Consider the following 21185-nt stretch of genomic DNA (forward strand, 5'->3'; position numbering starts at 1 on the left):
GACACCCGATGCGCCCACAGATGCGCGCGACCATGCGCCCGCTCGTCCCGACCCTGCTCGCCGCCGGGCTCCTGTTCGGGGGCCCCGCCCTGGCGCAGGAGACGCCACGGCAGATCACCGTCATGGGCTCCGCGCAGGTGGAGGCGGTGCCCGATCGCGCCACGATCACCGCGGGGGTGGAGACCCGGGCGCCGACCGCGGCGGAGGCGCTGGCGGCGAACGCGCAGGCGATGGCGGAGGTCTTCGCCGCGCTGGAGGCGGCGGGCGTCGAGAAGCGCGACGTGCAGACGAGCCAGCTCAACCTCAATGCCGTCTACGAGCCCTATCGCGAGGGCGCCGAGGCGCCGCCGCAGGTGGTGGCCTACGAGGCGAGCAACATGGTGACGGTCAAGGTGCGCGCGCTCGCGAACCTCGGCAAGCTGATCGACGCGCTGGTGGGATCTGGGGCGAACCGGCTCTACGGGATCGGCTTCGACGTGTCGGAGCCGCGTCCCTCGCTCGACGCCGCGCGGCGCGAGGCGGTGGCGGATGCGCGCGCCAAGGCCGAGCTCTTCGCCGAGGCGGCCGGCGTCACGCTCGGCCCGGTCGTCACGATCCGCGAGGACACCGGGATGGGCGGGCCGCAGCCGCTGAGGGCGCAGGCGGCGATGGCGGAGGCGGTGCCGGTCGCCGAGGGGACGGTGACGCTGACCGCCGACGTCGAGGTGGTCTTCGGGATCGAGTGAGGCAGGGGCCGCGGCGCGCCCGGAGGCGGCGCCGCGGCCGGCGCGTCAGGCGGCCTTGCCGGCCACGTTGCCCTCGAGCGGCAGGTCGGTCACCGGGGCGAAGACCGCCTTCCAGATCGCCGCGCCGAGTGCCGCGCCGATGAGCGGCGCCACCCAGAAGAGCCAGAGCTGGCCGACCGCGCCCGTCTCGGCGAAGAAGGCGACCGCCGTCGAGCGGGCCGGGTTGACCGAGGTGTTGGTCACCGGGATCGAGACGAGGTGGATGAGGGTGAGCGCGAGGCCGATCGCGATGCCGGCGAAGCCCGCCGGGGCCTTGGGGCTGGTCGCGCCGAGGATGACGAGGAGGAAGCCCGCCGTCAGCACCACCTCGATCAGGAAGCAGGCGAAGAGGCTGTAGCCGCCGGGCGAGTTGGCGCCGTAGCCGTTCGAGGCGAAGCCGCCGGCCGTCCAGTCGGCCTTGCCGGAGGCGATGAGGTAGAGGATGCCGGCGGCGACGAAGCCGCCGACGACCTGGGCGACCCAGTAGGGGATCAGCTCGCTCCAGGAGAAGCGGCCGCCGATCGCGAGGCCGAGCGAGACCGCCGGGTTGAAGTGCCCGCCCGAGATCGGGCCGACGGCATAGACCATGGTGAGGACGGTCAGCCCGAAGGCGAGCGCCACGCCCTGGAAGCCGATCCCGAGCTCGGGGAAGGCGGCGGCGAGCACGGCGCTGCCGCACCCTCCGAAGACGAGCCAGAAGGTGCCGAGTGCCTCGGCAGCGAGTTTGTGCATCTTGATGTTCCCTCAAATGTGCGCCGGTGGAGCTTTCTAGCCGAGATCTCGCCGGGGTAAACGGCAATTCTCACGGGATCCGCACAGTGCGGGATTCCGGCATATGGTTGATATTGCTTGCTTATCTCAGGCGCGTTAACCACATTGCGCATAATGGTTAACGGCCCTGCCGGCAGGCCGGCGTCCTGCGGCGGCCGGGAGCGGCCTCAGGAGACAGCCTGGATGGCGGGGGCGACGGGAAGGGGGACGAAGTCGGCCATCGGGACGCCGGTGGCGTAGCCCTGGGCGTGGGTGAAGCCGGTGCGGCGGACCTGGGCGAGATGCTCGGGGCGCTCGACGCCCTCGGCGGTGACGGCGACGCCCTGGGCGCGGGCCAGCGCGAGGATGGCGCGGATGACGTCGGCGGTGGCCGGGTTGGCGAGATCCTGGACGAAGGCCTTGTCGAGCTTGATGCGGTGGTGCGGCAGGCGGGCGAGGTAGGCGAGCGCCGAGTAGCCGGTGCCGAAGTCGTCGAGCGCGATGCGGATGCCGCGGTCGATGAGGGCGCGGAGCTGGCGCGTCGTCTCGGGATTGTCGCGCATGAGCACCGTCTCGGTGATCTCGAGCTCGAGCCGGTCGGCGGGGAAGCCGGTCTCGGCCAGGGCGAAGTCGACGTCGGCGAGGAAGTCCGGCTGGTGGAACTGCAGCGGCGAGATGTTGACGGCGAGCCCGATCCGCGCCGGCCAGCCCTGCGCGCGCTGCATGGCGGCGCGCAGCGCCCAGCGGCCGAGGGGCAGGATGAGGCCGGTCGCCTCGGCGAGCGCGATGAAGGCTGCCGGCTGCAGCACGCCGCGGGTGGGGTGGCGCCAGCGCAAGAGCGCCTCGGCGCCGACGACGCGGCCGTCGCGCAGGTCGATGAACGGCTGGTAGGCGAGGTGCATCTGGCCGAGCGCCAGCGCCTCGGCGAGGTCGAGCTCGAGCCGGCTGCGCTCGAGCGCGCGGGCGCCCTCGGCCGGCTCGTGCAGCACGAAGCGGCCGCGCCCCTCGAGCTTGGCGCGGCGGAGCGCGGTGTCGACCTGGATCAGCGCCGAGGCGGGGGTGGCGGCGCTGGCGGTCACGATGCCGATGCTCGCCCGCACCACGACGCTGCGGCCGTCGAGCAGGACCGGCTGGCTGACCGCCTTGAGCAGGCGCCGGGCGAGGACGCGCAGGCCGCCGGCGCTGCGGGGGGAGACGATGGCGAAGCGGTCGCCCTCGAGGCGGAGGAGCCGGTCGCCGACCCCGAGCGCCTGCTCGATCCGGGTCCCGGTGAGGGCGAGGAGGGCGTCCCCGGCGGCCACCCCCATCGCCTCGTTGATGGCGTGGAACCGGTCGAGGTCGAGCATGAGCAGGCCGGCCGGGTCGCCGGCCGGCAGCGCGCGCATGGTGGCCTCGACGAGGCGCTGGGCGGCGGCGCGCGGAAAGCGCCGCCGCGCCGCGGGGGCGGCCTGGGGGGCGCGGGCGAGGATCGGGCCGGCGAGGGCGGCGGCGTCGGAAAGGCGAAGCCGGAGGGCGGCGGTGAGGCGGCGGGGCAGGGCGGAGGCGACGAGGAGGAAGCCCGCGGCCGGGGCGGCGAGCGGGACGGCCGCGGCGAAGCGGGCGGCGAGCCCGAAGGCGGCCGGATCCACCCGCCGCGCGTTCGGGCCGGCGAAGCGGGGCCCGGCGGCCCGCCCTGCGGCGTCGCCGCCGAGGGCAGCGAGCGCGGCGTTGCCGGCGACGAGGCGGCAGGCGTCGCCCTCGCCGGCGAAGAGCCCGGCGGCCGGAACATCCTGCGCCGCCACGAGACGCAGCAGCGCGGTGGCGGATCTCTCGTCCGAAAGGGGCGGCGCAGTCATCAGGCTCCTCCTGACGTAGCGTCAGGCACAACCCTGAGTAGCACGCCCTGCGGCGATTTGCCCAGCCTTAAACAACGACAGGTTGTTAAACGGGGCGGTTCGGCTCAGATTCGGCCCCAGAGATCGTAGTCGCCCGCCTCGTCCACGGTGACCGTAACGCGATCACCGGGCTTCAGGTGCGCGAAGTCCTCGTCGATGAAGAGGTTGCCGTCGATCTCCGGCGCGTCGGCCCAGCTGCGGCAGGTGGCGCCGTCGGCGTCCACCTCGTCGACGACGGCCTCGATCCGGGTGCCGACCCGGGCGGCGAGCCGGGCGGCGCTGATGCCCTGCGCCTTCTCCATGAACCGCTGCCAGCGCTCCTCCTTCACCTCCTCGGGGACGTGGTCGGGGAGCGCGTTGGCGCGGGCGCCCTTGACGTTCTCGTAGCGGAAGCAGCCGACGCGGTCGAGCCGGGCCTCGTCGAGCCAGTCGAGCAGGTGGCGGAACTCGGCCTCGGTCTCGCCGGGGTAGCCGACGATGAAGGTGGAGCGCAGGACGATCTCCGGGCAGGCGGCGCGCCAGCGGGCGATCTCCTCGAGGGTGCGGGCGCCGGCGGCCGGGCGGGCCATGCGGCGCAGGACGTCCGGGTGGCTGTGCTGGAAGGGGATGTCGAGGTAGGGCAGGATCAGCCCCTCGGCCATCAGCGGGATCAGCTCGCGCACGTGCGGGTAGGGGTAGACGTAGTGGAGGCGGACCCAGGCGCCGAGCTGCCCCAGCGCGCGGGCGAGGTCGGTGATGTGGGTGCGGACCTCGCCGCCCTTCCAGGGGTGGGCGTCGTGGCGGCGGTCGACGCCGTAGGCGGAGGTGTCCTGGCTGATGACGAGCAGCTCCTTCACCCCGGCGGCGACGAGTCTTTCCGCCTCGCGGAGCACGGCGTGGGCGGGCCGCGACACCAGCTTTCCGCGCATGTCGGGGATGATGCAGAAGCGGCACTTGTGGTTACAACCCTCGGAGATCTTGAGGTAGCTGTAGTGGCGCGGGGTGAGGTGGACGGCCGAGGCGGGCAGGAGGTCGAGGAAGGGATCGGGCTTCGGCGGCACGGCGGCGTGCACGGCGTCGAGGACGGCCTCGTACTGGTGCGGGCCGGTGACGGCGAGGACGGCGGGGTGGCTCTCGCGGATCAGCGCCTCGTCGGCGCCGAGGCAGCCGGTGACGATGACCCGGCCGTTCTCGGCGAGCGCCTCGCCGATCGCCTCGAGGCTCTCGGCCTTGGCGCTGTCGAGGAAGCCGCAGGTGTTGACGATGACGGTGTCGGCGCCGGCGTAGTCGGGGGAGACGGCGTAGCCCTCGGCGCGGAGCCGGGTCAGGATGCGCTCGCTGTCGACCAGCGCCTTGGGGCAGCCGAGGCTCACCATGCCGACGCGCGGCTGGCCGGGGCGTGCGTCGGGGCGTGCGTCGGGGTGCGCATCGGGGCGCGCCTGCGCATCGAGGCGCGGGGCGGGGGCGCGGTCGGGGCGCAGGTCGGGCGGATTGGCGCGCATGCGCCTGCGCATATACGCGCTCGAGCCGGCGAGGCAAGCAGGCCTTCAGCGGCCGGCCGCGGCGATATGGAGATGGCGCCGGCGTTGCGCGAGGCGCTGGGCGACCATGGTGGTGGCCGGGCTGATCGAGCCGGAGATGAAGCTCGAGATCGAAAGTGACCGCGCTGCGCGGGTAACGATCGCGGGACGCGAAGGGAAAATCTGCCGGGCGGGGTGGAAAAATCGGGGGACGAGGAACATCATTTCCCCCCGGAACGCAATCATTCGATGGGGGACTCGCGATGAGATCGATCGAGAAAGGCCTTCTGGCGGCGGCGGTCGCGGCGGGGCTCGCGCTTTCCGCCGGCGCGGCGGCGGCGCAGTCCTGGTACGTGAAGGGCTTCGGCGGCGCCACCTTCCCGCAGGAAGACGACTTCGACCTCGACGTCCGCGGCACCCCCGACTCGCTCGACACCGGGCTCAACTACGACACGGGCTACGTGCTCGGCATCGCCGGCGGCTACATGTTCACGCCGAGCATCGCCTTCGAGCTCGAGTATGCCTTCCGCACCGCGGATGCGGACGCCAAGAACGTCAACGAGAGCGTGACCACGCAGTCGAACGCCTGGATGGCGAACGCGATCTACTACTTCCCGCCGACGGGGGTGAACGGCCAGTGGCAGCCCTATGCCGGCGGCGGCCTCGGGGCGGCGGATCTCAACGTCGAGGACGTGTCCTCCGCGAACGGCGGCGACTTCGACAGCGACTACAACTTCGCGTATCAGCTGATCGGCGGCGTCGCCTACAGCGTGAATCCGAATTGGACGATCAATGGCGAGGTGCGTTTCTTCGGGATCAACGACCAGGATCTCGAGAACGATTTCTTCTCGTTCAAGACGCCCTATCACACCTTCGACCTGCTGATCGGCGCCACCTACAGGTTCTGATCCTACGGCCGGGCGCGGCATCGCGTCCGCGCCCGGCGTGCCCGCCAGCGCGAAACTTTGTTGCGGCGCGGTCGGCAATCTGGCAATGCACGCTCGAGGGGCGAGCGGGAGCAGGGCCGGTGAAGGACATTCTCGACGAGCTGGAGAGCCGGCGGGCGGAAGCCCGGCTCGGTGGCGGGCAGAAGCGCATCGAGGCGCAGCACGCCAAAGGCAAGCTGACGGCGCGCGAGCGGATCGAGGTGCTGCTCGATGAGGGCAGCTTCGAGGAGTTCGACATGTTCGTGGCGCACCGGAGCCACGACTTCGGCATGGGCGAGACGCGCATCGCCGGCGACGGGGTGGTGACCGGCTGGGGCACGATCAACGGGCGGCAGGTCTACGTCTTCAGCCAGGATTTCACCGTCTTCGGCGGGTCGCTCAGCGAGACGCACGCGCAGAAGATCTGCAAGGTCATGGATATGGCGGTGCAGAACGGGGCGCCGGTCATCGGGCTGAACGATTCGGGCGGGGCGCGCATCCAGGAGGGGGTGGCGAGCCTCGCCGGCTACGCCGACGTCTTCCAGCGCAACATCATGGCGAGCGGGGTGGTCCCGCAGATCAGCGTCATCATGGGGCCCTGCGCCGGGGGCGCGGTCTATTCGCCGGCGATGACCGACTTCATCTTCATGGTGCGCGATTCGTCCTACATGTTCGTGACCGGCCCCGACGTGGTGAAGACGGTGACGAACGAGATCGTCACCGCCGAGGAGCTCGGGGGGGCGCGGACGCATACGACGAAGTCGTCGGTGGCGGACGGGGCCTACGAGAACGACCTCGTGACGCTGATCGAGGTGCGGCGGCTGATCGACTTCCTGCCGCTGTCGAATCGCGACCGGGTGCCGGTCAGGCCCTTCTTCGACGATCCGGCGCGGTCGGAGCCGAGCCTCGACACGCTGGTGCCGGCGAACGCGAACACGCCCTACGACATGAAGGAGCTGGTGCGGAAGGTCGCCGACGAGGGCGACTTCTTCGAGATCCAGCCGGACTTCGCCAAGAACATCCTGACCGGCTTCATCCGCATCGAGGGGTCGAGCGTGGGGGTGGTGGCGAACCAGCCGACCGTGCTCGCCGGGTGCCTCGACATCGACTCGGCGCGCAAGGCGGCGCGCTTCGTGCGCTTCTGCGACGCCTTCGGCATCCCGATCCTGACCTTCGTCGACGTGCCGGGCTTCCTGCCGGGGACCGGGCAGGAGTACGGCGGCATCATCAAGCACGGGGCCAAGCTCCTCTTCGCCTACGGCGAGGCGACGGTGCCGAAGGTGACGGTCATCACCCGCAAGGCCTATGGCGGGGCCTACGACGTGATGAGCTCGAAGCACCTGCGCGGCGACTTCAACTACGCCTGGCCGACGGCGGAGATCGCGGTCATGGGGGCGAAGGGGGCAGTGGAGATCCTCTACCGGGCCGAGCTGGGCGATTCGGAGAGGATCGCCGCGCGCACCCGCGACTACGAGACCCGCTTCGCCAATCCGTTCGTGGCGGCCGAGCGCGGGTTCATCGACGAGGTCATCATGCCGCATTCGACCCGCCGGCGCGTGGCGCGCGCCTTCGCGAGCCTGCGCACGAAGCGCCTCGAGAATCCCTGGAAGAAGCACGACAATATCCCGCTCTGAGCGCGTCACGCGCCGCGAAGAACCATAGCCAGACGCATGATTGTGCTTGATGGAATCTGCGAGCTCCCGAGCGTGGCGCCCCCGGTTGGACGCGGCGCGCGGCGCGCGCTACATGGTGGCGCGATCTCGAAGGGTGCGGCAGATGCTCCGGCGCAACTGGCTCAGGCTTCCCAGGCTGGTCCGCTTCATGGTGGTGCATACCGCCAACGGCATGGTGCTCGGCTGCCTCTTCCTCTTCGTGCTCATCTGGCTCGACTTCGCCGGCCTCGCCCGGCTCCTCGCGCAGGACGAGAGCGGGCTCGCGACCTTCGTCCTCTTCTTCCAGACCGCGCTCACCTTCGGCGCCGTCTCGATGGGGGTCGCGGTCATGCATCTCGGCGAGGACTGATCCTCCCGGCCGCCGGCGGAGGGCGGCCATGCTGAAGCACCGCGGCTTTCCCGGGCGGCTGCCGGGAACCGACCTGCAGTTCACCATCCGGCGGGCGGACCCGAAGGGCGCGACGCCGCTCAGGGCGCGCGAGCGCTATGCCGACCGGCGGCCGCTCGACCGTGCCGCCGACCGGGAGTTCCTCGCCGCGCTCTGGGAGCATTTCGGCGAGGCGCCCTTCGTGCGCGGCAATCTCGACGCCGGGCGGCTCGGGTGGCTGCTGAAGCGGGAGGTGGTGCCGGCGGAGGAGCCGTTCGACGCCGCGAGCTACGAGGCGATGCTCCGCATCGACGCCGAGCGGGCGCGGCAGAGCTTTCCGGAGGTCTTCGAGAATGAGTGAGGCGGCGGGCGCCATGGCACCGATCGGGCCGCTGCCGCGTTGTCGTCGGGGCGGAGACGCGTCCGCCCGGACAGAAGGAAGAAAAGCATGCACAGGCACATCATCCTCCTCGCGGCGCTCGGCGCCGGCCTGCTGCTGGCCGCCTGCGGCGAGACCCGCTCGCAGCGGGTCATCACCGGCGCGGCCGGCGGCGCGCTGGCGGGGGAAGTCATCGCCGACGAGCCGGTGGGCGGCTCGGTCGCCGGCGGCGTGCTCGGCGCCGTCCGCTAGCCGGACGGCAAGGCGGCCGCGGACCGCCGCTCCTCTCCGCGAAGCCCGCGCAGGCTCCCCTGGCCGCATTCCGGCCGGGGACGGTCACGTCTGCGCCATCCACAAGGACCTGGGACATGAACGTGCGGAACCTGGCGGCCCTCCTTCTGGCCGGGATTCTCTCGGCCTGCGGCGGAACGGAGGTGGGCGGCGGCCCCGGTCCCGATTCGCTGACCGGCGAGATGCTCGAATCCGATCCGATACTCGGGGAGGAGATCGACGACGCCACCGGCACCCAGATTCCCTGAACCCGACCCGGTAGACCCGCATGTTCAAGAAGATCCTGATCGCGAACCGGGGCGAGATCGCCTGTCGCGTCATCAAGACCGCCCGGCGGATGGGCATCGCGACCGTCGCGGTCCATTCCGACGCCGACGCCGGCGCGCTGCACGTCCGGATGGCCGACGAGGCGGTGCATATCGGCCCCTCGCCGGCCAGCCAGTCCTACATCGTGATCGAGAATATCCTCGCGGCGATCCGCCAGACGGGCGCCGAGGCGGTGCATCCGGGCTACGGCTTCCTGTCGGAGCGGGCGGATTTCGCCGATGCGCTCGACGCGGCGGGCGTGGCCTTCATCGGGCCGCCGGCCGGAGCGATCCGCGCCATGGGCGACAAGATCACCTCGAAGAAGCTGGCCGCCGAGGCCGGGGTCTCGACGGTCCCGGGCTTCATGGGGCTGATCGACGATGCCGAGCATGCGGTCGAGATCGCGCGCGGGATCGGCTATCCGGTGATGATCAAGGCCTCGGCCGGCGGCGGCGGCAAGGGGATGCGCATCGCCTGGTCGGACGTGGAGGCGCGCGAGGGCTTCGAGCGGTCGAAGTCGGAGGCGGCGAGCTCGTTCGGCGACGACCGGATCTTCATCGAGAAGTTCGTGACCCAGCCGCGGCACATCGAGATCCAGGTGCTCGGCGACAAGCACGGCAACTGCCTCTATCTCAACGAGCGGGAATGCTCGATCCAGCGGCGGAACCAGAAGGTGATCGAGGAGGCGCCCTCGCCCTTCCTCGATGCGGTCACGCGCCGGGCGATGGGCGAGCAGGCGGTCGCGCTGGCCAAGGCGGTCGACTATTGCTCGGCCGGCACGGTCGAGTTCATCGTCGACGGGAGCCGGAACTTCTATTTCCTTGAGATGAATACCAGATTGCAGGTCGAGCATCCGGTGACCGAGCTGATCACCGGGCTCGATCTGGTGGAGCAGATGATCCGCGTGGCGGCGGGCGAGAAGCTCGCCTTCGGCCAGGCGGAGGTGAAGCTCGACGGCTGGGCGATGGAGAGCCGGCTCTATGCCGAGGACCCCTACCGCAACTTCCTGCCCTCGATCGGGCGGCTCAGCCGCTACCGCCCGCCGGAGGAGCGGCGGACGGCGCAGGTGGCGGTCAGGAACGACACCGGCGTCTTCGAGGGCGGCGAGATCTCGATGTACTACGACCCGATGGTCGCCAAGCTCTGCACCTGGGCGCCGGACCGGGCCGGGGCGATCGCGGCGATGCGGACGGCGCTCGATTCGTTCGAGGTCGAGGGGATCGGACACAACCTGCCCTTCCTCTCCGCCGTGATGGACCATCCGCGCTTCGTCGAGGGCGCGATCACCACCGCCTTCATCGCCGAGGAATATCCCGAGGGCTTCCAGGGCGTGGAGCTGCCCGAGCCGATGCTGCGGCGGGTGGCCGCGGCGGCGGCGGCGATGTACCGGGTCGGCGAGATCCGCCGCTCGCGGGTGTCGGGGCGGATGGACAACCACGAGCGCAAGGTGCGCGCGGACTGGGTGGTGACGCTGCAGGGGCTGTCGCTGCCGATAAGGATCGAGGCCGACCGGGCGGGCTCGACGGTGGTCTTCGAGGACGGGGCGCGGATGCGCGTCGTCTCGGACTGGACGCCGGGGCAGAGCCTGGCGCGGCTCGAGGTGGACGGCGAGCTGCTGGTGCTCAAGGTCAACCTGATCGCCGGCGGCTACCGGGTGCGGGTGCGCGGGGCGGACCTGCCGGTCATGGTGCTCTCGCCGCGGATGGCCGATCTCGCCCGGCTGATGCCGGAGAAGCTGCCGCCCGACACCTCGAAGCTGCTGCTCTGCCCGATGCCGGGGCTGGTGGTCAGGATCGACGTCGCCGAGGGCGAGGAGGTGTTCGACGGGCAGGCGCTCGCCATGGTCGAGGCGATGAAGATGGAGAACGTGCTGCGCGCCGAGCGTCGGGCGAGGGTCGCGCGGATCCGGGTGGTGCCGGGGGCGAGCCTCGCCGTCGACGACGTGATCCTGGAATTCGAGTGATGCGCGGCTCAGCGGTTGCGGCGGCTCCAGGGTTCGCCGCTGAAGGGGTCGATGCGGATGCTGGCGCGGCGGTTGTTCGTGTTGATGAACTCGATGTCCCAGTAGCCGTCGTCGTCCCATTCGAGCTCGGTGAAGACGCGGACCGGCTGGCTCTTCTCGACGCCGGCGACGATCTGGCTGAGCGGCAGCCCGTTGGCGGGCGGCAGGTTCTGGCCGAAGGCCGGCGCCGCGAGAAGAAGGGCGGGGGCGAGGGCGAGCAGGCGCATGGGATCTCCTTGCAGGGGCTTGTGGGACGGGTCAGTCCGCGCGAGGCTAGCGCGTGGCGGGCCGCGGCACCAGCCTCGTTCAGGGCCGCTGCGAGCCGGTCTCCTGCCGTCGGGAGGGGGTGCGGTCGATGAAGTTGGCGAGCTCGCGCACCGAGGTGGGCAGCGGACGGCGGTGGGCGACGGTGCCGTCGACGTCGATGAGGACGAGCCCGAAGCCCTGCGGGCGGAGCTGCCGGCGCAGCGGGCCGTTCGCCGCCGGGTCGGTGTCGGTGAGGACGACGACGCGGCGCTTCTCGAGCTCCTCGGGGAGGGCTTCGAGCATCGCCATCTGCTGCACGAACTTCGGATCCTCGGGGTCGTCGGCGAAGACGACCACCGGACGGCTCCCCTTGAGCTCGGCGAGCGTCGGCTGCGGGGCGTCCTGCGCCACCGCCGCGAGCGGCAGCGTGACGGCGAGGATCAGGCCGGCGAGGATTGGGCGCATCGTCATTCTCTCCCTGACGGCATCTAGCCAACAAGCGCCGGGGAGCGCGAGAGATTTCTGGAGGGAAAGCCATGAGCGCAGACCTTGATGCCTGGGCCGCGCTGGCGGCGAAGGAGCTGAAGGGCAGGCCGGCCGAGAGCCTGACCTGGGAGACGCCCGAGGCGATCGCGGTGAAGCCGCTCTATACCGAGGCGGATCTCGCGGGGCTCGGGCATCTCGGCGGCCTGCCTGGGCTGCCGCCCTATACACGCGGGCCGCGGGCAACGATGTACGCCGGGCGGCCGTGGACGATCCGGCAGTATGCCGGCTTCTCGACGGCGGAGGAGAGCAACGCCTTCTACCGCAAGGCGCTGGCGGCCGGGCAGCAGGGGGTGAGCGTCGCCTTCGACCTCGCGACGCACCGCGGCTACGACAGCGACCATCCGCGGGTGGTGGGCGACGTCGGCAAGGCCGGGGTGGCGATCGATTCGGTCGAGGACATGAAGGCCCTCTTCGACGGCATCCCGCTCGAGAAGGTCTCGGTGTCGATGACGATGAACGGGGCGGTGATCCCGATCCTCGCCAACTTCATCGTCGCCGGCGAGGAGCAGGGGGTCGAGCGGCGGCTGCTGTCGGGGACGATCCAGAACGACATCCTGAAGGAGTTCATGGTGCGGAACACCTACGTGTATCCGCCCGAGCCCTCGATGCGGATCGTCGCGGACATCATCGGCTATACCGCGGCCGAGATGCCGAAGTTCAACTCGATCTCGATCTCCGGCTACCACATGCAGGAGGCCGGCGCGAACCTGGTGCAGGAGCTCGGCTTCACGCTGGCGGACGGGAAGGAGTACGTGAAGGCGGCGATCGCGGCCGGCATGGACGTCGACGAGTTCGCGGGACGCCTGAGCTTCTTCTTCGCGATCGGGATGAACTTCTTCATGGAAGTCGCGAAGCTGCGGGCCGCCCGCCTGCTCTGGCACCGGATCATGGAGGGGTTCGGGGCGCGGAAGCCGTCGAGCCTGATGCTCAGGACGCACTGCCAGACCAGCGGGGTCAGCCTGCAGGAGCAGGACCCCTACAACAACGTGGTCAGGACCGCCTACGAGGCGATGGCGGCGGCGCTCGGGGGCACGCAGAGCCTTCACACGAACGCGCTCGACGAAGCCATTGCGCTGCCGACGGAATTCTCCGCTCGCATCGCGCGCAACACCCAGCTCATCCTGCAGGAGGAGACCGGGATCACCCATGTGGTCGATCCGCTCGCCGGCTCCTACTATGTCGAGAAGCTGACGGCGGAGCTGGCCGATGCGGCCTGGGCGCTGATCGAGGAGGTCGAGGCGCTCGGCGGCATGACCAAGGCGGTGATCTCGGGGATGCCGAAGCTCCGCATCGAGGAATCGGCGGCGCGGCGGCAGGCGGCGGTCGACCGCGGCGACGAGGTGATCGTCGGGGTCAACAAGTATCGTCTGGCCGAGCAGGAGCCGATCGACATCCTCGACGTCGACAACGTCAAGGTGCGCGAGGCGCAGGTGGCGCGGCTCGAGCGGATCCGCGCGACGCGCGACCAGGCGGCCTGGGCGAAGGCGATGGCCGAGCTCGAGCGCGCGGCGCGCGAGGGCGGCAACCTGCTCGCCGCGGCGGTCGAGGCGGCGCGGGCGCGGGCCAGCGTGGGGGAGATCTCGGATGCGATGGAGAAGGTGTTCGGCCGGCACCGGGCCGAGGTGAAGATGCTCGCCGGGGTCTACGGCGCGGCCTACGAGGGCGACGAGGCCTTCGCGGCGATCCAGAAGGACGTCGAGGCCTTCGCCGAGGAGGAGGGGCGGCGGCCGCGCCTGCTGGTGGTGAAGATGGGCCAGGACGGGCACGACCGCGGCGCCAAGGTCATCGCCACCGCCTTCGCCGACATCGGCTTCGACGTGGACGTGGGGCCGCTCTTCCAGACGCCGGAGGAGGCGGCGCAGGATGCGATCGACAACGACGTGCACGTCGTCGGCATCTCGAGCCAGGCGGCGGGGCACAAGACGCTGGCGCCGAAGCTGATCGAGGCGCTGCGGGCGCAGGGGGCCGGCGACATCCTCGTCATCTGCGGCGGCGTCATCCCGCAGCAGGACTACGACTTCCTCAGGCAGGCCGGGGTCGCGGCGATCTTCGGGCCGGGGACGAACATCCCGGCGGCGGCGCGCGAGATCCTCGCCCTCGTCCGCGCGCGCCGCGCGGAGACCGCCTCGTGAGCCGGGCGCCGGGGCGGTCTTCGTCCCGTGCCTGAAGGTCCTTCAGGCATTTGGCCGGATGCGCGAGCCGCCGGGGCGGGCGAGAATGTCGTGGCCCGAAACGAAGCGGGCCTTGAGACCGTCGCCACGGAGCCGGCAGGCCGCCGTGGCGATGAACGATGCCGGTTGCCGCCCGACGGCCCCGGCCGATCCTGAAGCATGTCGGCCGCAGGCCGCGGGGGAGAGCGCGAGATGACGGACAGCACCAGCGAGAATGCCCGGCAGGCGGCACTGGACTATCACGAGTTCCCGAAACCCGGGAAGCTGGAGATCCGGGCGACCAAGCCGATGGCGAACCAGCGGGATCTCTCCCGCGCCTATTCCCCGGGCGTCGCCGAGGCCTGCCTCGAGATCAAGGCCGACCCGCAGGTCGCGGCGCGCTACACCGCCAAGGGCAACCTCGTCGCGGTCGTCTCCAACGGCTCGGCGGTGCTCGGGCTCGGCAACATCGGGGCGCTCGCCGGCAAGCCGGTGATGGAGGGCAAGGCGGTCCTCTTCAAGAAGTTCGCCAACATCGACTGCTTCGACATCGAGGTGGACGAGAAGGACCCGGTGAAGCTCGCCGAGATCGTGGCGAGCCTCGAGCCGACCTTCGGCGCGATCAACCTCGAGGACATCAAGGCGCCGGAGTGCTTCACCGTCGAGCGGCTCTGCCGCGAGAAGATGAAGATCCCGGTGTTCCACGACGACCAGCACGGCACGGCGATCGTGGTGGGCGCGGCGGCGATCAACGCGCTGCGCGTGGCGAAGAAGCGGATCGAGGAGATCAAGATCGTCTCCACCGGCGGCGGCGCCGCCGGCATCGCCTGCCTCAACATGCTGATGAAGCTCGGGGCGCGGCGCGAGAACATCTTCCTCTGCGACCGCCAGGGCGTGATCTACCAGGGCCGCGGCGACGACATGGGGCCGGAGAAGGCGGCCTTCGCGCAGAAGACCGAGGCGCGGACCGTGGCCGACGTCATCCCCGGCGCCGATCTCTTCCTCGGCCTTTCCGGCCCGGGGGTGCTGACCGGCGAGATGGTCAAGCAGATGGCCGAGGATCCGATCGTGCTCGCGCTCGCCAATCCCGATCCGGAGATCCAGCCCGAGGAGGCGCGCGCCGCCGACCCGAACGTGATCATCGCCACCGGCCGGTCGGACTATCCGAACCAGGTCAACAACGTCCTCTGCTTCCCCTTCATCTTCCGCGGCGCGCTCGACGTCGGCGCGACCGAGATCAACGATGCGATGCAGATCGCCTGCGTCGAGGGGATCGCGGCGCTCGCCCGCGCCTCCTCCTCGGCCGAGGCGGCGGCGGCCTACCAGGGCGAGCGGCTCAGCTTCGGGCGCGACTACCTCATCCCCAAGGCCTTCGACCCGCGGCTCCTCGCCATCGTCGCGAGCGCGGTCGCCGAGGCGGCGATGAAGAGCGGCGTGGCGACGCGGCCGCTGGCGGACCTCGATGCCTACCGGGCCGAGCTCAACCGCTCGGTCTATCGCTCGGCCTTCATCATGCGGCGGGTCTTCGAGGCGTCGCGGAACGTCGGCCGGCGCATCGTCTTTGCCGAGGGCGAGGACGAGCGGGTGCTGCACGCGGCTTACGCGCTCAACGAGGAAGGGGTCGGGCGGCCGATCCTCGTCGGCCGGCCCGAGGTGATCGAGGCGCGCTGCGAGCGCAACGCCATCCCGCTGCAGGCCGGGCGCGACTACGAGCTCGTCAATCCCGAGGACGACCCGCGCTACCGCGAGTACTGGGGCACCTACCATTCGATCATGCAGCGGCAGGGCGTGACGCCGGACCTCGCGCGGGCGGTGATGCGCACCAACACCACCGCGATCGCGGCGGTGATGGTGCACCGCGGCGACGCCGACAGCCTGATCTGCGGCACCTTCGGCCAGTATCTCTGGCACCTGAAGTACATCCGCGAGGTGCTGGCCGGCGGCCCGAACCGGCTGCATCCGATCGGGGCGCTGTCGCTGATGATCCACGAGAAGGGGGTCATCTTCGTCGCCGACACCCAGGTGCATTCCGAGCCGACGCCGGAGGAGATCGCCGACACGGCGATCGCCGCGGCGCGCCACGTCCGCCGCTTTGGGCTGGTGCCGAAGATCGCGATCTGCTCGCACTCGCAGTTTGGCAACCTCGACACCAGCTCCGGCCGGCGCACCCGCGCGGCGCTCGCGATCCTCGACGAGCAGAAGCTCGACTTCGAGTACGAGGGCGAGATGCATTCCGACGCCGCGCTCGATCCGGTCCTGCGCGCGCGCATCTTCCCCAACTCGCGCATGGAGGGGGTGGCGAACGTGCTCGTCTTCGCCAACACCGACGCGGCGAGCGGGGTGCGCAACATCATCAAGGTGGTGGGCGGCGGGCTCGAGGTCGGGCCGATCCTGATGGGGATGGGCAACACCGGCCACATCGTCACCCCCTCGATCACCGCGCGCGGCCTGCTCAACATTGCCGCATTGGCAGGGGCACCGGTAAAGAGCTACGGCTAGGACGCATCGCTGCACGGGGGAACTGCCATGGGCTACCGCGAGGTCTACGACGGCTGGAAGACCGATCCCGAGGGCTTCTGGATGCGGGCGGCGGAGGCGATAGACTGGATCGAGGCGCCGACGCGCGCGCTCGATCCGAGCCGGGCGCCCTTCTATGGCTGGTTCCCCGACGCGGTCTGCAACACCTGCCAGAACGCCGTCGACCGGCACGTCGAGGCCGGCCACGGCGACCGGACGGCGATCATCCACGATTCGCCCGTCACCGGGCGGGTCTCGCGGATCAGCTACGCCGAGCTGCGCGACCGGGTGGCGCGGCTCGGCGGCGCGCTGGCGGCCCGCGGCATCGGCCAGGGCGACCGGGTGGTCATCTACATGCCGATGGTGCCCGAGGCGCTGGTGGCGATGCTCGCCTGCGCGCGGATCGGGGCGATCCATTCGGTGGTCTTCGGCGGCTTCGCCGCGCACGAGCTCGCCGTGCGCATCGACGACGCGCAGCCGAAGGCGATCATCGCCGCCTCCTGCGGCATCGAGCCGGGGCGCGTCGTCCACTACAAGCCGCTCGTCGACGCCGCGATCGCGCAGGCGAAGCACAAGCCCGAGTTCTGCATCATCTTCCAGCGCGAGCAGGAGCGGGCGAGCCTGGTGCCCGGGCGCGACGTCGACTGGAACGAGGCGCAGGAGGGGGTGGCACCGGTCGGCTGCACGCCGGTCGGCGGCATGGATCCGCTCTACATCCTCTATACCTCCGGCACCACCGGCCAGCCGAAGGGCGTGGTCCGGGCCAATGCCGGGCACATGGTCGCGCTCGCCTGGTCGATGAAGAACATCTACGCCGCGGGGGCGGGCGACGTCTTCTGGGCCGCCTCCGACGTCGGCTGGGTGGTCGGGCATTCCTACATCTGCTATGCGCCGCTCCTCGTCGGGGCGACGACCGTCGTCTTCGAGGGCAAGCCGGTCGGCACGCCGGACGCCGGCACCTTCTGGCGGGTGATCGCCGAGCATGGCGTGAAGTGCCTCTTCACCGCGCCGACCGCCTTGCGCGCGATCAAGCGCGACGATCCGGCCGGGGCGCTGGTCAGGGACTACGACCTCTCCAGCCTGAAGTATCTGTTCCTCGCCGGCGAGCGGGCCGATCCCGACACCATCGAGTGGGCGCGGCGGCTGCTCGACGTGCCGGTGATCGACAACTGGTGGCAGACCGAGACCGGCTGGCCGATCGTCGCCAATCCGGTCGGGATCGAGCTCCTGCCGGTGAAGCTCGGCTCGCCGACGGTGCCGATGCCGGGCTACGACGTGCAGATCCTGTCGGAGGGGGGGACGCCGCTCGCGGCGGGCGAGCTCGGCGCGGTGGCGATCCGCCTGCCGCTGCCGCCGGGGACGCTCTCGACCCTCTGGGGCGCCGACGAGCGGTTCGAGCGGTCCTATCTCACCACCTTCCCCGGCTACTACGAGACCGGCGACGCCGGCGTGCTCGACGAGGACGGCTATCTCTCGATCATGGCGCGCACCGACGACGTCATCAACGTCGCGGGCCATCGCCTCTCCACGGGCGCGATGGAGGAGGTGCTGGCCGCGCATCCGGACGTGGCGGAATGCGCGGTGATCGGGGTCGCCGACGACCTCAAGGGGCAGCTCCCGCTCGGGCTTCTCTGCCTCAACAAGGGCTCGGAGCGCGATCCCGACACGGTCGTCGCGGAATGCGTGCGCCTGGTGCGCGACCAGATCGGGCCGGTGGCCGCCTTCCGCCTCGCGGTGGTGGTCGACCGGCTGCCGAAGACCCGCTCCGGCAAGATCCTGCGCGGCACCATGAGCCGCATGGCCGACGGGCTCGAGTGGAAGGCGCCGGCGACGATCGACGATCCGGTGATCCTCGACGAGATCGCCAACCGCTTCGCCACCGTCGGTCTGCCGCGCCAGGAGGGCTGAGGGGCGGAATTCGCGTTTCGCGAGGCGCCGTTTACGCTTCTTCCCGAATTGCGACAGCCGTGCCTCGCAATTCGGGAAGAACATCCCACGCGTGCAATATTAGTGCGCGATTCAACTTGGCATGGTAGTTGCTTAAGTTAATCTAGGGTCGAGGCGAGGGGCAACCGGACGGTCAAGGAGGCTTTTCCCTGTGATACCCTGGTTCGGCGCGGCCCTTTCCGCGCTTCTGCGTACACTCCTCGTCGCATGCCTTTCCCTCTTGCCCGTCGGCGTGTCGGCGGCCGAATCGGTGCTCCGCCTGGTCGGTGGCGACGGCCGGGCGCTCGATCTCTCGCTGCAAGAGCTCCAGGCCATGCCCCAGACCACCGTCGCCACCGAGAACGAGTTCAGCGACGGCGTGGTCAGCTACCGCGGCCCGCTGGTGCGGGACGTCCTCGGCCTCGCCGGCATGGAGCGGCTGGCCGAGGTGCGCTTCGTCGCGGCGAACGACTATTTCGTCGACATCCCCACCCGCGACTTCAGCGACTATGACGCCATCCTCGCCATGACCGCCGACGGCGAGCGGCTGTCGCGCCGCGAGAAGGGGCCGCTCTGGCTCATGTATCCGATCTCCGATCACGCCGAGCTGCGCAGCCGGGTCTACCTCCGCCGGCTGATCTGGCAGGTGGTCCGGATCGAATCGCGATGACCCTCGGCCGACCGATCCCGCGCTATCTCGGCGTCGTCGTCCTGCTGGCGATGGCCGGGTTCGCATCGGTCGGCTTCTTCTCGATCCGCCGCGACGTCGAGAACCTGCGCATCATCAGCCAGGACAACACCCAGTGGTCGGCGACCCAGATGGAGCTCGAGCTGCTGCGCTTCCGGCTGAGCCTCGCCGACCTCGCCCCCCGGCCGATGCCGGAGACGATCGCGGCGATGCAGGAGCGTTTCGACATCCTGTGGAGCCGCGTCTTCATGATGGGGCACGGCCGGCTCGGCGAGAGCCTGCTGCGCTACGACGGCGAGGACGGACCGGTCGCCGGCCTTGCCGCCTACCTGCAGGAGCTCGACCCGATCCTCGGCGATCTCGCCCGGCCCAGCCCCGGCCTCGCCGCGCGGCTCGCCGGGATCGAGGAGCGGCTCGCCGCGTTCCAGCAGGAGCTGCGCGAATACACGCTCCGCGTCATCCGCGCCGATTCGGCCGCCGGCGACCAGGTGCGCACCCGCATCCAGACCAGCGCGCGGCTCACCGCCGTCATCAGCCTCGCCGCGGTGCTCCTGAGCGTGCTGGCGCTCTTTCTCATCCTGCGCGAGAACCGCCGCCAGCGGGAGATCGCCGAGATGAGCCGCAGGAGCGCCGAGCAGGCCGAGCTCGCCAGCCGCGCCAAGTCGCGATTTCTGAGCATGATGAGCCACGAGCTCAGGAACCCGCTCAACGGCATCCTCGGACCGCTGGCGCTGCTCGGCCAGAGCGAGCTGGCCGGCCGCCAGCAGCGGCTCGTCGTGCAGGCGCAGCAGTCGGGCCAGTCGATGGTGCAGATGCTCTCGGGCCTGCTCGACTACGGCGAGGTGCAGGACGGCCGCTTCCGCCTGAAGAGCGAGCCCTTCGGCCTCGGGGCGCTGGCCGCGGCGGTGCGCGGCGACCTGCGCGCCGAGGGCGCCGGGGGGGCCACCGTCACCGTCCTCGCCGGCGCGCCCGAGCGGGTGCACGGTGACCTCGACCGGCTGCGGCAGATCTTCGTCCACCTCGCGCTCTACATGGTGGAGAACCGCGACCCGGCCACCGCGACGCTGAGCTTCGGCCACGACGGGACGAGCCTCGCCGGCGAGATCGCCATCGCGGCGAGTGGCGAGCTCGTCGACTGGAAGCTCGACCTGCTCATGGACCTGCGCGAGGGCTCGCCCGACCAGGTGACGGCCGAGGCGCTGCGCCCGCTGATCGCCCGCGGCCTCATCGCCGCCTGCAACGGCGTCCTCAGCCTCGTGGAGACGGCCGACAGCCGGCGGATCGTCCGCGTGGCCGTTCCCTCGGCGGCCGTGCGCCTCGAGCTTCTCCGCGTGCATCTCGAGACCCGCTCGATGGCGCTCGCCGCCATCTACCAGGCGGCGCTGCGCAGCGACCGGGTGGTCTTCCTGCCGCCGGAGAGCAGCGATCCGGTCGACATCGTGCTGGTGGACAGCACCAGCGTGGGCGAGCTTCCGCTCATGGCCCGCCTCAGGGCCCGCTTCCCGAGCGCGCTCTTCGTCTCGCTCGGGCAGCCGCAGAGCCCGGAATTCTTCGACGATATCGTCGAGGTGCCGAACGACATGTCGCAGCTGCGCTCCAGCATCCTCGGACGCCTCGCCTCATAGTTGGCAAACTGCGAATGCGGTTTGCCATTTGCGCGTACCTTCTGTATCATACGCTGAAAATCACCGGCAGGTTTCAACCTTAGGTTATAAGGAGCAGGCCGGGTGGCGGGTGCATCGACCGGCGCAGTGGCAGAATGACCGTCATCGACCCTTTCCTGGACCGCAGCCAGAGCCCGGCCAGCGTGCGCCTCGAGCATCGCGAGCTCGCCATGCTGCGCCACGACATCCGCGGCGCGCTGATGGGGATCATCGGGGCGGCCGGCCAGATGGAGGCGGCCCGTCTCGGCGACGAGCTGCGCGCCCAGGTCGAGCGCGTCGGCGCGGCGAGCCGCACGCTCGCGACCCTCGTCGGCATGGTGCTCGGCGAGGAGCCCGACCCCGGCGAGCCGGCGGACGGGCCGCGCATCGACACCGACGCCTTCCTCGCGCATCTCCGCCGCCGCTATGCCGCCGAGGCGGCCGAGCGCGGGCTCGCCTTCGTCGCCGAGGCCGACCCCGGCGCGCCCGAGGCGCTGGCGACCGATCGCGTCGCCCTCGGGCGGATGATCGAAAACCTGGTCGGCAACGCGCTCAAGTTCAGCGACGCGGGCGCCATCCGCCTGACGCTCGGCCGCGATGCCGACGGCAGCGTCGTCTTCCGCGTGGCCGACGAAGGC

General features: G+C 70.7%; 20 protein-coding genes. 14 read left to right on the forward strand and 6 right to left on the reverse strand.

Annotation, left to right across the window (positions count from 1 at the left end):
• A partial coding sequence (locus Q0112_RS18965) for an SIMPL domain-containing protein (protein WP_367278487.1) occupies positions 1-725 on the forward strand: 725 nt, incomplete at its 5' end.
• 45 nt (positions 726-770) lie between these two features.
• On the opposite strand, the gene aqpZ is transcribed toward Q0112_RS18965, so the two are convergent.
• From aqpZ to Q0112_RS18985, 4 genes are all read right to left on the reverse strand, one after another.
• Positions 771-1496 (reverse strand): aquaporin Z, encoded by a 726-nt coding sequence (gene aqpZ / locus Q0112_RS18970; RefSeq protein WP_297977644.1) that lies wholly within the window; start codon positions 1494-1496, stop codon positions 771-773.
• 206 nt (positions 1497-1702) lie between these two features.
• Positions 1703-3349 carry a bifunctional diguanylate cyclase/phosphodiesterase gene (locus Q0112_RS18975; RefSeq protein WP_297977645.1) on the reverse strand — a complete coding sequence of 549 codons (1647 nt, stop codon included), beginning with the start codon at positions 3347-3349 and terminating at the stop codon, positions 1703-1705.
• A gap of 104 nt (positions 3350-3453) precedes the next feature.
• Positions 3454-4869, reverse strand: coding sequence for a 30S ribosomal protein S12 methylthiotransferase RimO (gene rimO, locus Q0112_RS18980; protein WP_297977671.1), 1416 nt, complete (start codon positions 4867-4869; stop codon positions 3454-3456).
• Between the two features lie 45 nt (positions 4870-4914).
• Entirely contained in the window at positions 4915-5112 is a 198-nt protein-coding gene (locus Q0112_RS18985) for a hypothetical protein (RefSeq protein WP_297977646.1), read from the reverse strand.
• A gap of 38 nt (positions 5113-5150) precedes the next feature.
• On the opposite strand from Q0112_RS18985, the gene Q0112_RS18990 reads away from it, so the two are divergent.
• From Q0112_RS18990 to Q0112_RS19020, 7 genes are all read left to right on the forward strand, one after another.
• On the forward strand, positions 5151-5795 hold the full coding sequence (locus tag Q0112_RS18990) for an OmpW family outer membrane protein (RefSeq protein WP_297977648.1): 645 nt from the start codon (positions 5151-5153) through the stop codon (positions 5793-5795).
• Between the two features lie 119 nt (positions 5796-5914).
• Complete coding sequence (locus Q0112_RS18995; RefSeq protein ID WP_297977650.1) at positions 5915-7447, forward strand: acyl-CoA carboxylase subunit beta; 1533 nt, start codon at positions 5915-5917, stop codon at positions 7445-7447.
• A 142-nt stretch (positions 7448-7589) separates the two neighbouring features.
• A complete protein-coding gene (locus tag Q0112_RS19000) occupies positions 7590-7835 on the forward strand; it encodes a hypothetical protein (protein WP_297977651.1) in 246 nt (81 codons plus the stop codon).
• Positions 7836-7863: 28 nt separating this feature from the next.
• A complete protein-coding gene (locus Q0112_RS19005; RefSeq protein ID WP_297977653.1) occupies positions 7864-8214 on the forward strand; it encodes a hypothetical protein in 351 nt (116 codons plus the stop codon).
• Positions 8215-8301: 87 nt separating this feature from the next.
• Complete coding sequence (locus tag Q0112_RS19010; protein WP_297977654.1) at positions 8302-8484, forward strand: hypothetical protein; 183 nt, start codon at positions 8302-8304, stop codon at positions 8482-8484.
• 116 nt (positions 8485-8600) lie between these two features.
• Positions 8601-8771, forward strand: a complete 171-nt coding sequence (locus Q0112_RS19015) for a hypothetical protein (RefSeq protein ID WP_297977656.1) — start codon at positions 8601-8603, stop codon at positions 8769-8771.
• A 20-nt stretch (positions 8772-8791) separates the two neighbouring features.
• Positions 8792-10792, forward strand: coding sequence for an acetyl/propionyl/methylcrotonyl-CoA carboxylase subunit alpha (locus Q0112_RS19020; RefSeq protein WP_297977657.1), 2001 nt, complete (start codon positions 8792-8794; stop codon positions 10790-10792).
• Between the two features lie 8 nt (positions 10793-10800).
• On the opposite strand, the gene Q0112_RS19025 is transcribed toward Q0112_RS19020, so the two are convergent.
• Together Q0112_RS19025 and Q0112_RS19030 are read right to left on the reverse strand one after the other, a co-directional pair.
• A complete protein-coding gene (locus tag Q0112_RS19025; RefSeq protein ID WP_297977659.1) occupies positions 10801-11058 on the reverse strand; it encodes a PepSY domain-containing protein in 258 nt (85 codons plus the stop codon).
• A 79-nt stretch (positions 11059-11137) separates the two neighbouring features.
• A complete protein-coding gene (locus Q0112_RS19030; protein WP_297977660.1) occupies positions 11138-11542 on the reverse strand; it encodes a DUF4174 domain-containing protein in 405 nt (134 codons plus the stop codon).
• 71 nt (positions 11543-11613) lie between these two features.
• Here Q0112_RS19030 and scpA point away from each other — a divergent pair, with 71 nt between their 5' ends.
• The 6 genes from scpA to Q0112_RS19060 all read left to right on the forward strand — a co-directional run.
• A complete protein-coding gene (scpA, locus tag Q0112_RS19035; RefSeq protein WP_297977661.1) occupies positions 11614-13755 on the forward strand; it encodes a methylmalonyl-CoA mutase in 2142 nt (713 codons plus the stop codon).
• A 231-nt stretch (positions 13756-13986) separates the two neighbouring features.
• Positions 13987-16272, forward strand: a complete 2286-nt coding sequence (locus tag Q0112_RS19040) for an NADP-dependent malic enzyme (protein ID WP_297977663.1) — start codon at positions 13987-13989, stop codon at positions 16270-16272.
• Positions 16273-16299: 27 nt separating this feature from the next.
• Positions 16300-18198 (forward strand): propionyl-CoA synthetase, encoded by a 1899-nt coding sequence (locus Q0112_RS19045; RefSeq protein WP_297977664.1) that lies wholly within the window; start codon positions 16300-16302, stop codon positions 18196-18198.
• A gap of 289 nt (positions 18199-18487) precedes the next feature.
• Positions 18488-18886: a molybdopterin-dependent oxidoreductase gene (locus tag Q0112_RS19050; RefSeq protein WP_297977665.1), complete on the forward strand. Its 399-nt coding sequence runs from the start codon at positions 18488-18490 to the stop codon at positions 18884-18886.
• On the forward strand, positions 18883-20529 hold the full coding sequence (locus Q0112_RS19055; RefSeq protein WP_297977666.1) for a histidine kinase dimerization/phospho-acceptor domain-containing protein: 1647 nt from the start codon (positions 18883-18885) through the stop codon (positions 20527-20529). The genes Q0112_RS19050 and Q0112_RS19055 overlap by 4 nt, the downstream gene beginning before the upstream one ends.
• 134 nt (positions 20530-20663) lie before the next feature.
• Positions 20664-21185 (forward strand): HAMP domain-containing sensor histidine kinase (locus Q0112_RS19060; RefSeq protein ID WP_297977668.1); only part of this gene is annotated, 522 nt, incomplete at its 3' end.

The organism is uncultured Amaricoccus sp. (genome assembly GCF_937858865.1).
GTDB lineage: Bacteria > Pseudomonadota > Alphaproteobacteria > Rhodobacterales > Rhodobacteraceae > Amaricoccus.

What these genes read in the sequence shown, in the direction of transcription:
- Q0112_RS19055 (WP_297977666.1), top strand. Translation starts at nt 18,883, where the DNA reads ATGACCCTCGGCCGACCGATCCCGCGCTATCTCGGCGTCGTCGTCCTG.
- Q0112_RS19010 (WP_297977654.1), top strand. Translation starts at nt 8,302, where the DNA reads ATGCACAGGCACATCATCCTCCTCGCGGCGCTCGGCGCCGGCCTGCTG.
- Q0112_RS18990 (WP_297977648.1), top strand. Translation starts at nt 5,151, where the DNA reads ATGAGATCGATCGAGAAAGGCCTTCTGGCGGCGGCGGTCGCGGCGGGG.
- Q0112_RS19030 (WP_297977660.1), bottom strand. Translation starts at nt 11,542, where the DNA reads ATGCGCCCAATCCTCGCCGGCCTGATCCTCGCCGTCACGCTGCCGCTC.
- Q0112_RS19045 (WP_297977664.1), top strand. Translation starts at nt 16,300, where the DNA reads ATGGGCTACCGCGAGGTCTACGACGGCTGGAAGACCGATCCCGAGGGC.
- Q0112_RS19020 (WP_297977657.1), top strand. Translation starts at nt 8,792, where the DNA reads ATGTTCAAGAAGATCCTGATCGCGAACCGGGGCGAGATCGCCTGTCGC.
- Q0112_RS19025 (WP_297977659.1), bottom strand. Translation starts at nt 11,058, where the DNA reads ATGCGCCTGCTCGCCCTCGCCCCCGCCCTTCTTCTCGCGGCGCCGGCC.
- Q0112_RS19015 (WP_297977656.1), top strand. Translation starts at nt 8,601, where the DNA reads ATGAACGTGCGGAACCTGGCGGCCCTCCTTCTGGCCGGGATTCTCTCG.
- Q0112_RS19000 (WP_297977651.1), top strand. Translation starts at nt 7,590, where the DNA reads ATGCTCCGGCGCAACTGGCTCAGGCTTCCCAGGCTGGTCCGCTTCATG.
- Q0112_RS19005 (WP_297977653.1), top strand. Translation starts at nt 7,864, where the DNA reads ATGCTGAAGCACCGCGGCTTTCCCGGGCGGCTGCCGGGAACCGACCTG.
- aqpZ (WP_297977644.1), bottom strand. Translation starts at nt 1,496, where the DNA reads ATGCACAAACTCGCTGCCGAGGCACTCGGCACCTTCTGGCTCGTCTTC.
- Q0112_RS18975 (WP_297977645.1), bottom strand. Translation starts at nt 3,349, where the DNA reads ATGACTGCGCCGCCCCTTTCGGACGAGAGATCCGCCACCGCGCTGCTG.
- scpA (WP_297977661.1), top strand. Translation starts at nt 11,614, where the DNA reads ATGAGCGCAGACCTTGATGCCTGGGCCGCGCTGGCGGCGAAGGAGCTG.
- Q0112_RS19040 (WP_297977663.1), top strand. Translation starts at nt 13,987, where the DNA reads ATGACGGACAGCACCAGCGAGAATGCCCGGCAGGCGGCACTGGACTAT.
- rimO (WP_297977671.1), bottom strand. Translation starts at nt 4,869, where the DNA reads ATGCGCGCCAATCCGCCCGACCTGCGCCCCGACCGCGCCCCCGCCCCG.
- Q0112_RS18985 (WP_297977646.1), bottom strand. Translation starts at nt 5,112, where the DNA reads ATGATGTTCCTCGTCCCCCGATTTTTCCACCCCGCCCGGCAGATTTTC.